13 protein-coding genes are annotated in these 13,207 nt (G+C 31.0%); 1 reads left to right on the forward strand and 12 read right to left on the reverse strand.

The window, feature by feature from the left end; genetic code table 11:
* Nucleotides 1-420 precede the first annotated feature (420 nt).
* Genes ABXT48_RS06845 through ABXT48_RS06880 form a run of 8 tightly spaced genes read right to left on the reverse strand, consistent with a single transcriptional unit; the run spans nucleotide 421 to nucleotide 8,756 of the window.
* Complete coding sequence (locus ABXT48_RS06845; RefSeq protein ID WP_415302890.1) at nucleotides 421-4,113, reverse strand: PilC/PilY family type IV pilus protein; 3,693 nt, start codon at nucleotides 4,111-4,113, stop codon at nucleotides 421-423.
* Entirely contained in the window at nucleotides 4,110-4,622 is a 513-nt protein-coding gene (locus ABXT48_RS06850; protein WP_415302891.1) for a hypothetical protein, read from the reverse strand. The genes ABXT48_RS06845 and ABXT48_RS06850 overlap by 4 nt, the downstream gene beginning before the upstream one ends.
* Nucleotides 4,622-5,245 (reverse strand): hypothetical protein, encoded by a 624-nt coding sequence (locus ABXT48_RS06855; RefSeq protein WP_415302893.1) that lies wholly within the window; start codon nucleotides 5,243-5,245, stop codon nucleotides 4,622-4,624. The genes ABXT48_RS06850 and ABXT48_RS06855 overlap by 1 nt, the downstream gene beginning before the upstream one ends.
* Nucleotides 5,246-6,028 (reverse strand): PilW family protein, encoded by a 783-nt coding sequence (locus ABXT48_RS06860; RefSeq protein WP_415286308.1) that lies wholly within the window; start codon nucleotides 6,026-6,028, stop codon nucleotides 5,246-5,248.
* Complete coding sequence (locus tag ABXT48_RS06865) at nucleotides 6,025-6,486, reverse strand: Tfp pilus assembly protein FimT/FimU (protein WP_415286309.1); 462 nt, start codon at nucleotides 6,484-6,486, stop codon at nucleotides 6,025-6,027. Before ABXT48_RS06865 ends, ABXT48_RS06860 begins: the two co-directional genes overlap by 4 nt.
* A complete protein-coding gene (locus ABXT48_RS06870; protein ID WP_415286310.1) occupies nucleotides 6,486-7,172 on the reverse strand; it encodes a Tfp pilus assembly protein FimT/FimU in 687 nt (228 codons plus the stop codon). Before ABXT48_RS06870 ends, ABXT48_RS06865 begins: the two co-directional genes overlap by 1 nt.
* On the reverse strand, nucleotides 7,172-7,765 hold the full coding sequence (locus ABXT48_RS06875) for a pilin (protein ID WP_415286311.1): 594 nt from the start codon (nucleotides 7,763-7,765) through the stop codon (nucleotides 7,172-7,174). The genes ABXT48_RS06870 and ABXT48_RS06875 overlap by 1 nt, the downstream gene beginning before the upstream one ends.
* Entirely contained in the window at nucleotides 7,746-8,756 is a 1,011-nt protein-coding gene (locus ABXT48_RS06880; RefSeq protein WP_415286312.1) for a type IV pilus twitching motility protein PilT, read from the reverse strand. The genes ABXT48_RS06875 and ABXT48_RS06880 overlap by 20 nt, the downstream gene beginning before the upstream one ends.
* A 112-nt stretch (nucleotides 8,757-8,868) precedes the next feature.
* Here ABXT48_RS06880 and ABXT48_RS06885 point away from each other — a divergent pair, with 112 nt between their 5' ends.
* Complete coding sequence (locus ABXT48_RS06885; RefSeq protein ID WP_415286313.1) at nucleotides 8,869-9,252, forward strand: hypothetical protein; 384 nt, start codon at nucleotides 8,869-8,871, stop codon at nucleotides 9,250-9,252.
* A gap of 14 nt (nucleotides 9,253-9,266) precedes the next feature.
* Here ABXT48_RS06885 and ABXT48_RS06890 read toward each other — a convergent pair whose 3' ends face one another.
* The 4 genes from ABXT48_RS06890 to odhB form a co-directional block, all read right to left on the reverse strand.
* The gene (locus ABXT48_RS06890) at nucleotides 9,267-10,046 is read right to left on the reverse strand and encodes a prepilin peptidase (RefSeq protein ID WP_415286314.1); all 780 of its coding nucleotides are present in this window, start codon (nucleotides 10,044-10,046) and stop codon (nucleotides 9,267-9,269) included.
* A complete protein-coding gene (locus ABXT48_RS06895) occupies nucleotides 10,043-10,252 on the reverse strand; it encodes a hypothetical protein (RefSeq protein ID WP_415302895.1) in 210 nt (69 codons plus the stop codon). Before ABXT48_RS06895 ends, ABXT48_RS06890 begins: the two co-directional genes overlap by 4 nt.
* A 275-nt stretch (nucleotides 10,253-10,527) precedes the next feature.
* The gene (gene lpdA / locus ABXT48_RS06900; RefSeq protein WP_415286316.1) at nucleotides 10,528-11,928 is read right to left on the reverse strand and encodes a dihydrolipoyl dehydrogenase; all 1,401 of its coding nucleotides are present in this window, start codon (nucleotides 11,926-11,928) and stop codon (nucleotides 10,528-10,530) included.
* On the reverse strand, nucleotides 11,929-13,206 hold the full coding sequence (gene odhB, locus ABXT48_RS06905) for a 2-oxoglutarate dehydrogenase complex dihydrolipoyllysine-residue succinyltransferase (protein ID WP_415278153.1): 1,278 nt from the start codon (nucleotides 13,204-13,206) through the stop codon (nucleotides 11,929-11,931).
* Between the last annotated feature and the right edge of the window lies 1 nt (nucleotide 13,207).

Below are 13,207 nucleotides of genomic sequence, written 5' to 3' on the forward strand. Positions count from 1 at the left end.
ACACCAATTAATTTAAGAAATAAAAACTACCAAAAAACAATTATATTTTTTCTAAAAACTACCTAAAAATTACTATTTAATATTGGTACCAATATTTATTTTTATTATTTCTATCAATTAAGACTTCAAAATTTTTAAAATTAATTAATTATTGTGTTAGACACATTATTTTTGTGTTAGATAAATATTTTATTGTGTTAGAGAGTATAATTTAAAAATTAACTAAAAAACTAGCTATAGCTATGCTTAATTTCTGATAATACATTTGTGTTAGAGTTAATTAAGTTTGTGTGAGACTAAATTTTTTTTGTGTTATAATTTTTAGCATTTAGGCTTATTTATAGAATTACTGGTAAATATAGCTTTTTGTAAGATACTAATATTTTGTGTTAGAGTATTAAAATTGATTTATATTCCTCATTAATAGTTCTCTTTCCAACCTTCTAAATTTATCTGCCCTGAAGTAGCTTTTTGACTTGATTTAATTGAAATAAGATTATCTTTTGTGCTTATACTGCTATCAGCCTCTCCAGATATACCTATAATTAGGTTATCATCTTGAACAATAACCTTAGATAATACCCCTTTTCCTAGTTTTCTCTGAGTTGCGCTGCCACAAGTCCCATTTGCTGTATATAATATGGCATCACCACTATCACATGCATTTGAGGCTGGTTTTGGCTCATATACTGGAAAATATACCACTTTTTTATCAATTGTTGGTTCAGCAGTAACTTTCTTAGATTTATCAAGATTTATAAACCAACCTAGATCTGCTGGTCCTGGACAGTTATTAGACCCTGTTTTGCATTGTGAAATATCTCCTGCTGGATTTATTAACTGAAAATTAGGAAAATCCTTATCTTTTATTCCATAAAGTCTGTTTTGAGTATTTGACGATATATTTTGAAGCTTTTGCTTATCTCCTGTTCCAAAATAAAGCCAAAGCTTACTATCTCGTATGGTTGCTTCTGGTTTCGAAAATATATATCTGCCATTCTCATTAGTAGACTGAGCATTAAACAGTATCGTGGACTGATACATGGTTCCTTTATCAGTTAAATTAATTTTTGTAACCTTTCCTTCAAGGTCTGCTGCATAAACTATTGCACCATTATAATTTGCCTTCTCTGTTCCATCTGCAGTAATCACAGCTAAGTCTGAAGGCACAGAGTTTACAATATTACTAGCTGAAGTATCCTCTATATCAATCTTTTGAAGTAACGTTCCTTCTGTCTCAAGATCTATTACAAATACTGCTGAACCATAATTTGGATTTGTTGCTCCATTAAACCCACCACCAACAACAGCTACCCATTTATCTTTGCCGTCATGCTTGATTCTAATTATTCTTGGAGCTGACCACGCTTCACCTAATTTTTGATAGTCATATAAGTTATTCATTGGTGTTCCAGGTGTGTAACCAAATTCTGATTTATTTTCTGTTGAATTCCAAATTCTAACAACATTGTCAAATGGATCATTTTCAATTGCAAATAAATGTTTTGGAGAATTTATATTAGTAATATCTAGGGCAAAGTATCCATGTCCTCCAGCACCTAGAGCTGACATTAAAATAGTTCGCCATCTTGGATTATTAATATTGTCACCTGGGGTATCGTCAAAATAAATATCTTTTACTGTTGCTGTTCCATCAATTCCATATATTGCATTACTAGCATTAGCTTTACTAGTAACCATTGTAGATAATTTTCCTATTATATTTGGAGGAATATATCCCCACAATTCTTCACCGTCCGATGATTTAAAGGCATGGAATATTCCACTGTTAGCTCCAGCTAATACTGCTTCAATTCGAGAACTGCAAGATGTACCACAGCTATTTCCATTTTTAAAATTATCATAACCATTGCTTGCTCTATAATAAGAATCTTTTTTATCATAATTTGCTGTTCCATCATTAGAATTTGATATTCCTTCAACGGGTCCAACTACATTTATATTGGCGTGATAAATATCAGCCAGCTTATGCCTAGACTCTGTTGTGTTACTATCACCATCTTCATCGTAACTATCAATCCCTCTAATAAAATTAATCAACTTATCTGTTTCAGCGTCTGTTGCTGATTTATTGGGGAATAACAATGATTTTAAGCTGTTTCTATTTCCTGTTGTAAAATTATTTAGGCCAGATACACCGGTGTTCGTAGTCCATAAATTTCTTGATGTGTAATTCTTCTTATTTAATTTATCTGCGGCATCCCACTCTTCTGTAGCTGCTAGTTTTCCAGTCTTACTATCAAATTTGTGCTTCTTTAAATGTCCTTGCCACTGGGTATTTTTTGAATATTTAAATGTAGATTGATAAATAAAATCACCTTTTTGTTTGTCAGACATTACTGCTGGTGAATTAAAGGTTAAAGAACCTGATACCACCTGTTTAATAGCATCTGTTAACTTAGCTATCATTTCTGCTTCATTATCAGCATATAATGGTGCAACAGTTCCACCACTTACTGCTAGATTAACGTAGTTTTGTTTCGTACTAGCAGTAAAACTTGATGTAGCAAAACCTACTGCAAAAGTTTTAATTTGATATTGACTGTTTAAATTTCTTGCTGCATTAGCAGCTCCCCTTGGGTTATCGAAAACACCATCACTAATAACTATTAAATAATTTGCTTGGCATTTAGCATTTGGTATTCTTGGTGAAGGAAAACCACCATAACCATTTGCAAAATAAGATCTTGATATGTTTAATGATTGAGTTAAAAAAGTTCCACCTCCAGCACGTACATTATCAATATCTGTATAAATTTTTCTAGCTCCATCTGAATTAACAGGAACTCTTATTCTTGTTCCATAATAATTATAACGCCAACGTATATTCTTTGGTGCATTTATCCATCTTAAAGAGCTATAGGGATGCCCCCATTCCATCAACCCAAAATTTGCTGAACTAGTAAGTTCTGTATTAGAGACAATTCTTTTAATAACTTTTTTTGCAATATCCATTCTTGACACTTCTGCTGTAGAAAAAGTTGATGTAACTGAGGTTGAGCTAAAAGATACTTCTCTTACTTTATTATTATAAGTATCAGCTACATACATTTTTCCTGAAGAAGATATGTGCATGCCTTGAGGGATTCTATAAGCATTACCACTATAGCTGGTGGTCCATCCCCATTTTGATTGATATGTCCCGCTTGAATTATATTTTTGTATTTGTGAGCCCCAAGAATCAATCACATAAATATTACCACTACTATCAAACGAAGCGTCCCATGGGTTATTATACTTGCCACCAGTACAGCTAGAGCCACTATAGCATCTACCTGTTTTTAAGTTTTTAGTATGAGAATAACTTTGGCCACTCCCAGTCCATAAGTTAACTCCCCCGAGGCCCCAATCTTTGCTTGTTATAAGTAATTTTGTGTAATCACTATTAAAGGTCATGCTTGTTATATCTTTTCCAACACTCCTAAACCTTTTAACAAAACTAAAATCGCTTCTTCTTAGTACAGTAACTGAACCTGCATAATCATTGTTTAAACGACACCATGAATAACAAGGCCCCGTACTAAGAAATATATAATTTTCATTTACAGCTATTGCACTAAACTTGTTTCGATACCAATTAGCGTATGTTGGATAAGGTATGTTGACTTTATGTTGAAGGCATTGACCTGTTTTTGATAATACTTTTATAGATCCAACATAATAGCCACTATCTAAAAGATAAATTTTATCATCATATATATCAAATTTATAACTAGGATTTGCTTGTTCAGTACACTGTGGAGACACATTCCAACCTCTATATCTGTATGGCAGCATTCTTCTTTTTAAACTTCCACTTGAATCAAACACGTGCATTCTATAATTAGTCCCGTTGACATAGGTGTTTCCTGATTGAAGAACATACACATCCCCATTACTATCTGTCTTAACTTCTTGTGGGTAACTTAAACCAGGACTTGAGCTACTAAGTTGGTTACCCGCTAAATTCCAACCCATACTGCCTGAGTTATCAAGCATAATCATAATATTTGATGGCACTAAAGAACCTGTGCCTAGCGGTGGTGACTTTGAAAAAGCAGTATTTGAAATTGGAAATATTAATAAAAATATAATAATTATCTTTTTAATCATTGAGTTTCCTCGATTTGTAAAAGGAATTTGTCTAATTTTTCACTATCTTTGTCACTATTGATTTCTAAATATTCCTGTTGTCTATTTTTATCTTTTAATAATACATAAAAATAAGAGTTATTATTTATAGTTGTGTCATAAAATTCAGATTGTTTTTTTTCAACTTGTTGTTGGTTTCTTTTAAAATTTGTTTTGTAATCATTGTTTGAGATGTCAAAAAGAATAGTCGATATTGATAGTGTGTTGATATAATTAACTTTAATCAACTTATCATCAAAAAATGTAAGTTCTAATACTAGTCCCATTATTTCTCTAGTATCATCACTGCAAATTTGTTCTGCAATAATTGGTATACCATTAATGCCCTCTTGATTCCTTGGCAAAAATAGATAAATTTCTTCTAAATCTTTTTTATTTACACCTGGCTTAATTTTATCAAATTGACAATCATAAGCTTGGACTTGATTAACAAAGCTTAATAAAAATATAAGAATAAAAATCTTTTTCATTATTTCTTGACCAAGGTTACCACTGCCTCTAGTGGAATGATAATATTGTTTTGAGCCCTACAGCTTGAAGCTGTATTGTTACAACCACATGAATAAATTGTATAATAAGTAGCTGAAGATGTTGCTGCAGACTTATAAGCTGTTCCTTGAGTAACACTTGATCCCTCAGTTGAAGCAACAGTTTTTGTCTTTATTGTGGGTACTCCACTTGAGTTAGGCGAATAAGTTATAAAATATTCAAAACTAAATTTACTAAGTCTTTTTGCTTCATCACCTGATGCACTAATTACTTGGTTTAATGATTTACTATCAAAATGAAAACCTGTTGCAGTTTTTAAATTTGGGAAAAAAGATGCTTTACAAAATTTAAGGCCTCTGGTTTCTAAGTTGCTTTGCGAACCGCTTAATGTACTTGTATTATCCATCATCCATTTTTTGGCAACTGCTATACCACTTTCTGCTGCATAGAAACTTTGCTGACTTACATCTTTATCTGTATTAGCTTTATGTTCATTTGAGGTAATTGTAACTAATGTCATTCCCATAATTGTCATTACTACCAACAATAATAGAACTAACGGTAAAGCAAATCCTCTCTCATTTTTATTAAGTTTATTTGTCATTTAATTATTTGATAAATTCCTTGTGTGTACACTTACAAAAAATGTTTCTCGATGATATTTGTCATCAAATATTTGTTCATTACCATTTGAACCTGTATGATTTTTTATTCTTACTTTTTTATTATTTTTATAAATTTCTTTAGGTGTTCTGACTGTTAAATAAATTTCCGTAGTATGAACCTTTTTCATATTTGCTTGCCCTAAATTATAACTACCCACCATTGTTCCTGACCCTTGGGCATTTTCTACTGGCCCACAAGAATCACATACAGGAAATAATTCGTTCCCATCTTTGTCTTTAAAGACAACCTGAAAATCAGAAATATATGGAATAAATTCAATATTATCATAAATAATTTTAAAAGCTGAACCTCCTTGTATTGGGCTATTGACAACTTCCCTTGCTAAAAAATACTCATTAGTATTTTGATATTTCATTGGTCTATAATAAATTCTCTGTCTAATCTGAGGGGCAGGTGTATAATACATGTTAAGACTATCCATGTTAGTTCCCGAATATTTTTGTCTTAACCCTATTAAATTAATTTCAGGTCTTGGACTTTGTGTATAATTGGGATCAATATATCCAGCATTTCTTAAGTCTCTTGCAATAACTGCAAGACCTTCTCTTGCTGCTTTATTAATTTTAGCTTTTTGTGATACTAGATCGTAAGATTTGTTAAAATAATTATAAGAAGAAAATGCTGCAGCAATAGCAATTACTCCAATTACTATTCCAACCATAATCTCCACTAATGAAAAACCAGTATCCTTATTTGTCATTTAACCACTACTCCTAAGTATTTTTTTCTCTTTCCTTTACCTGTTAAAAAATTAACTCTTCCTGAGGTGTTATTATTTCCAACAAAGGTTTTTTTGCTGTCACCAGCATAACAAGGAGGTCTTTTATATTTATTGGAAATCTTTATATAATCTTTTTCTTGAAGTTTATTTCTCCATTTATCTTTTTGTTTATCATAAAGGTTGCTTCCTCCCTTATTTGAATAACTACAAGTTTCATTAAAACTTCCATAATTAGATATGTTATCTGGATCACCAATCATATCCTCCATAACCATCTCAGATAAATAATTAAGCTTATTTTTTTCCATTGCACGATCCATAGACCCGATTGAAAAAGCAGAAAGTTGTAATACTGCAATAAACCCAATTCCAATTATTACTACGCACACTAACGACTCAATTAACGAAATACCTTTGATTCTTTTCGATTTTAACATCAATTAAACTCACTCATAGAACGACATGTTTTATTAATACACCATTGATTTTTTTTCATATTAAACCTGTAAACTTTCAAATTGGTAAAGACATCCCAGGTCACCATATATCTGTGGTCATTTTTATTTGAGTCATTACATCTATTTGAGCCACCTGATGTTGTTGTGTTATTAACTGAACAAAAAATAACCCTGCTTAAAGAATTTCGTTTACCGGTGTCAGGATTTTTTTGATTTAATACTCCTCTTTTTGTTCCATCTTTTGAAATGCACATGTGTATATTTGGCCAATGGCGTATTCCTTCGCTAGTATATGTGCTAGCGGATTGATATCGCTGATTTCTTGGATCGTGATTACAGTACCAATAACTATTAGAGCCAGAAGCCATATTTGATATAGGATAATTTTGAGAAAAATCATCTCGTGTCATATAATACTTTTTCATAAAAGCAGTATTAACTGGACCATTATTGTAATCTGTAAAATGAATCATTGCTAAAGCATACTCACCATTAGTAGCCTTCGATTTCATTTTTTCTATCTCTGCAACAAACTTATAGGTTTCACCTCTAACTTCCCTATCAGTAATCCAACTTGTAATATTAGGGTAAGCAAATGTAGAAAATATTCCAATAACAACAAGAACAACCAAAAGTTCAATTATCGTGAAACCCTTTTTTTTCATTATCTAAATCCTCCATAAGGCCATTCAATTTCAGTATAAAGGTATTTATTCTTACCTTTTGGATCTCCAATATTTGTTTTAACTTTAATTGCTGACTCTGGATAAGTTTGCCAAATATGAGTCCTTCCAAGTGGTCTTGGATCCCAACTTTGCATTAAACAACATTGATCTTTCATATCACCACCCATACTTATTCCAGTTGGGCCTTCTAAGTCATATGGGTTTTTCATGCCATTATAATTAAAATGGAACGTAAAATGGTATGAAGAATTACTTGCGCTTCCAGAACTACTTTTGCATGGTCTATTTACTTCATTAGGATTACTATTATTTCCAACCTTAAGACCTTTACAAAACCAAGATGAGGTTTGACAAGTTTTCATAACAATATAATTGTTACCTAGAGCACAAATTCCATAACTTGACTTTATAAAATCTACAACTACCTGATGTTGTTTTTTTGTTGCCACAATTTTTGCACTTGATGTATATTTATTATAAGCAACAACACCAATGGATGAGAGAATGCCAATGATTGCAACAACTACTAAAAGCTCTATTAAAGTAAAACCCTTAACTATTTTTTTCGGCACTTGAAATAACTCCTCTGCCAACTAAATCTTCAATTGATTTGTCCATGGTCATCATACCTTCTCGTTGGCCTGTTTGCATAACACTTGGAATTTGATGAATTTTTGCTTCACGGATTAAATTCTTGATAGGAGCATTACAAACCATAACTTCAAACGCACCTACTCTTCCCGTTCCATCTTTTTTCTTAAATAACTTTTGGGTGACAACCATGTTTAACGATTCTGCTAGTTGTGCTCTTATTTGTCCTTGTTGTTCTGGAGGAAAAACATCAATTATTCTATTTACAGTATTAGGTGCTCCACTTGTATGTAAAGTACCAAAAACTAAATGACCTGTCTCAGCTGCAGTTAAAGCCATACCAATAGTTTCAAGATCTCTTAACTCACCCACAAGAATAACATCTGGATCTTCTCTTAAGGCAGCTTTCAATGCATGAGTAAAACTTTCAGTTTGCTTTCCAACTTCTCTTTGTGAGACGATACTCTTTTTGTCTTTATGAATAAATTCTACCGGGTCTTCAATAGTTATAATATTTGATGGTCTAGACTCGTTGATTTGATTAATGATTGCCGCAAGTGTTGTCGATTTTCCTGAACCCGTTGGTCCTGTAACTAACACCAAACCTTTATGAGCATCTAGTAAACTAAATAATATTTGAGGAAGGTTTAGATCTTCCATTAATGGAATTTTAGTCTCAACTCTTCTTAATACGGCAGCATGCCCATTTAAAGTTTTATAAAAATTAGCTCTAAATCTTAGGTCTCCTAAGATAACCGCAGTATCTAATTCATTTTTAGTTTCAAATTTTTTAATTTCATCTTCTTCACAATTATTTTTTAAAAGATCTGTTAAGTCTTTGTCTGTAATTTTACTATCAGGCTCAATTACAATATCTCCCATCATCCTATAAGATATGTCTGAACCTCCTCTTAAATGAAAATCTGAAATACTCTTTTGTTCTTTCGCAAGACTTACTATTTTATCTATCACAATAGACATCCTATTCTCTAAATAAATCAATAAAACTACCAAAATTTGATACTTTTTTAAGGTACTAAATTAAGGTACGATTTTGCAATAATGTCTATATTTAATAAATTTTATGCCTGAAAATTTTAAACATTTATCTGAAAAATATTTAGCTGAATTTTATGATTTTCATCAATACGAAAATATTACTGGTTTCGCGTATACTTCACGACTTCATGCGGTAATAACTCTTGAAATAGCTTTATCTAGTTTTGATAATTTGCATTGGGTTAGTTTTGAATATCTTTGTGAAAAAATTCCAAAAAAATTAGGCAAGAGAACCACTATCCAAACTATTTTAAACGAAGGCGTTAGAAAAAATTTTTTTATTAAAACAATCAGTTTTACAGACAACAGAGTGAAGATTTACAAATTAGAAGAAGGATCTTTAAAAAATATACAGTCTTGGCTGTCAAAACATTTTAATACACTTGATCCAAAAAATATAATCATATAATTATTTTATAATAATTAAATTTTTAATAAGTTAGCATATAATAAATCCCCATATAAAAAATACATAAGACTAGCTAAAATAATGTGTGGCCCAAAAGGTATTTGAGATTTAAGGTTTATTTTTTTATTAATCAAAGAAGGTGTAACATAAAGCAATCCCAGTATTGAAGCAGCAAAAAGCACAAAAGGTACAGCTTGCCAACCAAATAATAGGCCTATACCTGCCATCAATTTAGCATCCCCTAAGCCCATGCCTTCAATTTTTTTTATTACTTTATAAATATAAATAATAGTCCAAATAGAAAGGTAACCGATCATACCTCCAATAATTGATTGATTAATATCATAAATAAAACTTGCATTAATATTGGGTAAAAAGTTTTTAGATATTGCTAAAAACATAAGACTAAAGCTTAAGCTATCTGGAATAATGAAATGTTCTAAATCAATAAAAAATATAATTAAGTATAATATAAATAATAAGCTCAAAAAAACAATTGAAGTATAATTGCTATAACTAAAAAAAATTAATACAAAACCAGCACCACAAATACTCTCTACTATAAAATATTTTAATGAAATACTTTTATGACACTTTCTACATTTACCACTTAATAATAGATAAGAAATTAATGGTATATTATCAAACCATTGTATTTTTTTTTTACATTTAGGGCAAATGGATCGTCCAGTTATCGTTTGTTTATTTCTTGGTAATCGGAAAATACAAACGCTGGCAAAACTTCCTAAACAAATTCCAATAAAAAAAACTAAAATTAAATTAAAAACAATCAAGATTTAAATATATTTTTAATTGCTTCAGGTTTCCAAATAAATACAAATAAATATGGGGCTAATGCTGGAATGATACCAAACCAGATCCATTCATCTAATCTAAAACTTTTGTCACCTCTTGCGTATAAACCATTGGCCCAAACTAAATAACCCACAACTATTATCCAAACTAGAGAAATTGTTAGGTATATTTTTGAATACTTCATAAAGATAAATTATCACTACACAGTAACGATTATCAATATTTTAAAGGTGTCAAAATTTAACACTAATAATTGTTATTGATAAAATACACCCTAGAGTGACAACAGCAATACATACCTGAACCAAGAATGAACCAAGAAAAGAACAAGAATTATAAAAATAATGTTTTAATAAATGTGGAATACCAACGATTACAAAAATTTAAGTATTTTTTGATAATCGATTATTATCATTGGTACTAAAGGGTATTAGGATTTTATAGGATAATATGGGAGTTCTAAGAGTGTATTGCTCTTTTATCTACTGATAAAGCTGCTTCTTTTACAGCTTCTGAAAATGTTGGATGTGCATGACACGTTCTTGCAATATCTTCAGCACTTGCACCAAACTCCATTGCAACTCCAATTTCACCAATTAATTCACCTGCATGAGGTCCAATAATATGTGCTCCTAAAACTTTATCTGTTTTTTCATCAGCTAAAATTTTAACAAAACCTTCTGCTTCATCAATTGCTTTAGCTCTTGAGTTTGCCATAAACGAAAATTTACCAATTTTGTATTTTATATTTGCTTCTTTTAATTGCTCTTCAGTTTTTCCAACTGAAGCAACTTCTGGAGTTGTATAAACGACACCTGGAATAATATCATAATTTACATGCCCTGATTGTCCCGCTATATTTTCTGCAACTGCAATACCTTCATCTTCAGCTTTGTGCGCTAACATTGGTCCATCTATTACATCACCAATTGCATAAACATTACTTACATTTGTTTGAAATCTTTTATTTGTTATAATTCTTTTCTTTTCATCCAATTCAACACCAATTGCTTCTAAATTTAAATTGTTAGTGTTAGGTTTTCTGCCAACAGATATAAGAACAACATCACAGTCAAAATTTATTTTTTTTCCATCTTTGTTAGATGTTGAAACACTAGCTCCATTGGTGTTTTTAGTAATTCCCTCTACTTTAGTTTGCATGTGGAAGTTAATTCCTTGTTTCTTTAAAATTTTCATAAATTCTGAGGATATTTCTCTATCCATTCCTGGCGTAATATGATCAAGAAATTCTACCACATGAACTTCAGCACCTAATCTAGACCAGACAGATCCCATCTCTAATCCTATATAACCTCCACCAACTACAACCATTTTTTTTGGAACCGATTGCAGAGTTAATGCACCTGTTGAAGATACAATTATTTTTTCATCAAATTCCATTCCTGGCAATTCTACTGGTACAGATCCTGTACTAATTACCGTTTTATCTGCTTCAATTATAGTTTCTTTTTTTTGATCATCTAATATTGAGATTTTATTTGCAGATTTAAAGCTTCCAGTGCCCTTAAAATAAGTGACTTTATTTTTCTTAAATAAAAATTCTACACCTTTAGTTAATATTGTTACTGCTTTATCCTTATTTTGCATCATTTTTTGAAGATTAAGTTTTACCTCACCCACTTCTATGCCAAGTTTAGAAAAATTTTGTGCCTTATGATAATTTTCAGAAATATTTAATAAATTTTTAGAAGGTATGCACCCAACATTTAAACAAGTTCCACCTAATGAACCTCTTGACTCTATGCATGCTGTTTTAAGTCCCAATTGTGCCAATCTTATTGCGCAGACATAACCTCCCGGACCACCACCTATTACAACTGCTTGAAATTTATCTGACATTTAAATATTTAAAAATAACCTTCTTGGATCCTCTAAGTTTTCTTTAACCATTTTTAAGAACGATACTGACTCTTTTCCATCTATAATTCTGTGATCATAAGACAAGGCAAGATACATAATAGGTCTAATTTTAATCTCACCATCAACTACCATTGGTCTCTCAACTATATTGTGCATACCTAACACACCAGATTGAGGTAAATTTAATATTGGAGTAGATAACATTGAGCCATAAACTCCACCATTACTAATTGTAAAGGTTCCACCTTGAAGGTCTTCTATGGTTATTTTTCCATCTCTAGCTTTTTCAGAAATAGTTTTAATATTTTTTTCGATATCAGCAAATGATAATTGATCCGCATCTCTTAATACTGGTACTACTAATCCCTTTTCAGTTCCTACTGCAAAACTCATATTATAATAATTTTTATAAATAATTTCGTCTCCATCAATTTCAGCATTAACTGATGGGTACATTTTTAGTGCTGCAACACATGCTTTTACAAAAAATGACATAAACCCTAATTTAATTCCATACCTGCTTTGGAAGTCTTCCTGGTTCTCTTTTCTCATTTCCATTATACCAGTCATATCAACTTCATTAAAAGTTGTTAATAATGCTGCATTTTCTTGTGCTTGTTTTAATCTTTTTGCAATTGTCTGTCTAAGCCTAGACATTTTAATTCTCTCTTCTTGACCATATTTAATTTTTCTTTCTGATGGTTGTGGGTTCTCTCCCATCATGCTAATTAGGTCACCTTTAAGAATTCTACCCTCTTTACCAGAGCCACTAACTTTTTTTAAATCAATTTTATTTTCAACTACCATTTTTCTTACAGCTGGTGAAAGTATTTCATTATTTTTATTTGAAGAATCAGTTTTCTCCTCTTTAACCTCATTGGTTAATATTAAAGGTTCTTCCTCCTCAGGTTCTTTAAAAACTTTAGGAACTTCTTTTTTAATTTCTAAATTAACTACATTATTTTCAGTTTTTTTAGGTTCGATTTTTGTAATTATTTTTTTTTCAGATGGTTGAGTTCCATTTTGACTTATCGTACCAAGAAGAGCACCTACTTCTACAGTTTCACCATCTTTTGAAGATATTTCAGATAAAACTCCATCTATGGGAGATGGAACTTCTAAATTAACTTTATCAGTTTCTAATTCTACAATTGCCTCATCTGCTTGAACTGTATCACCCTCTTGCTTAAGCCACTTAGCGACTGTCGCCTCAGTAATGCTTTCTCCTAGAACTGGTACTAAAATTTTTTCACTCATT

This window comes from Candidatus Pelagibacter sp. Uisw_101, from assembly GCF_047727615.1.
Taxonomy (GTDB): Bacteria; Pseudomonadota; Alphaproteobacteria; order Pelagibacterales; family Pelagibacteraceae; genus Pelagibacter.

What these genes read in the sequence shown, in the direction of transcription:
- ABXT48_RS06845 (WP_415302890.1), bottom strand. Translation starts at nt 4,113, where the DNA reads ATGATTAAAAAGATAATTATTATATTTTTATTAATATTTCCAATTTCA.
- ABXT48_RS06850 (WP_415302891.1), bottom strand. Translation starts at nt 4,622, where the DNA reads ATGAAAAAGATTTTTATTCTTATATTTTTATTAAGCTTTGTTAATCAA.
- ABXT48_RS06855 (WP_415302893.1), bottom strand. Translation starts at nt 5,245, where the DNA reads ATGACAAATAAACTTAATAAAAATGAGAGAGGATTTGCTTTACCGTTA.
- ABXT48_RS06860 (WP_415286308.1), bottom strand. Translation starts at nt 6,028, where the DNA reads ATGACAAATAAGGATACTGGTTTTTCATTAGTGGAGATTATGGTTGGA.
- ABXT48_RS06865 (WP_415286309.1), bottom strand. Translation starts at nt 6,486, where the DNA reads ATGTTAAAATCGAAAAGAATCAAAGGTATTTCGTTAATTGAGTCGTTA.
- ABXT48_RS06870 (WP_415286310.1), bottom strand. Translation starts at nt 7,172, where the DNA reads ATGAAAAAAAAGGGTTTCACGATAATTGAACTTTTGGTTGTTCTTGTT.
- ABXT48_RS06885 (WP_415286313.1), top strand. Translation starts at nt 8,869, where the DNA reads ATGCCTGAAAATTTTAAACATTTATCTGAAAAATATTTAGCTGAATTT.
- ABXT48_RS06895 (WP_415302895.1), bottom strand. Translation starts at nt 10,252, where the DNA reads ATGAAGTATTCAAAAATATACCTAACAATTTCTCTAGTTTGGATAATA.
- lpdA (WP_415286316.1), bottom strand. Translation starts at nt 11,928, where the DNA reads ATGTCAGATAAATTTCAAGCAGTTGTAATAGGTGGTGGTCCGGGAGGT.
- odhB (WP_415278153.1), bottom strand. Translation starts at nt 13,206, where the DNA reads ATGAGTGAAAAAATTTTAGTACCAGTTCTAGGAGAAAGCATTACTGAG.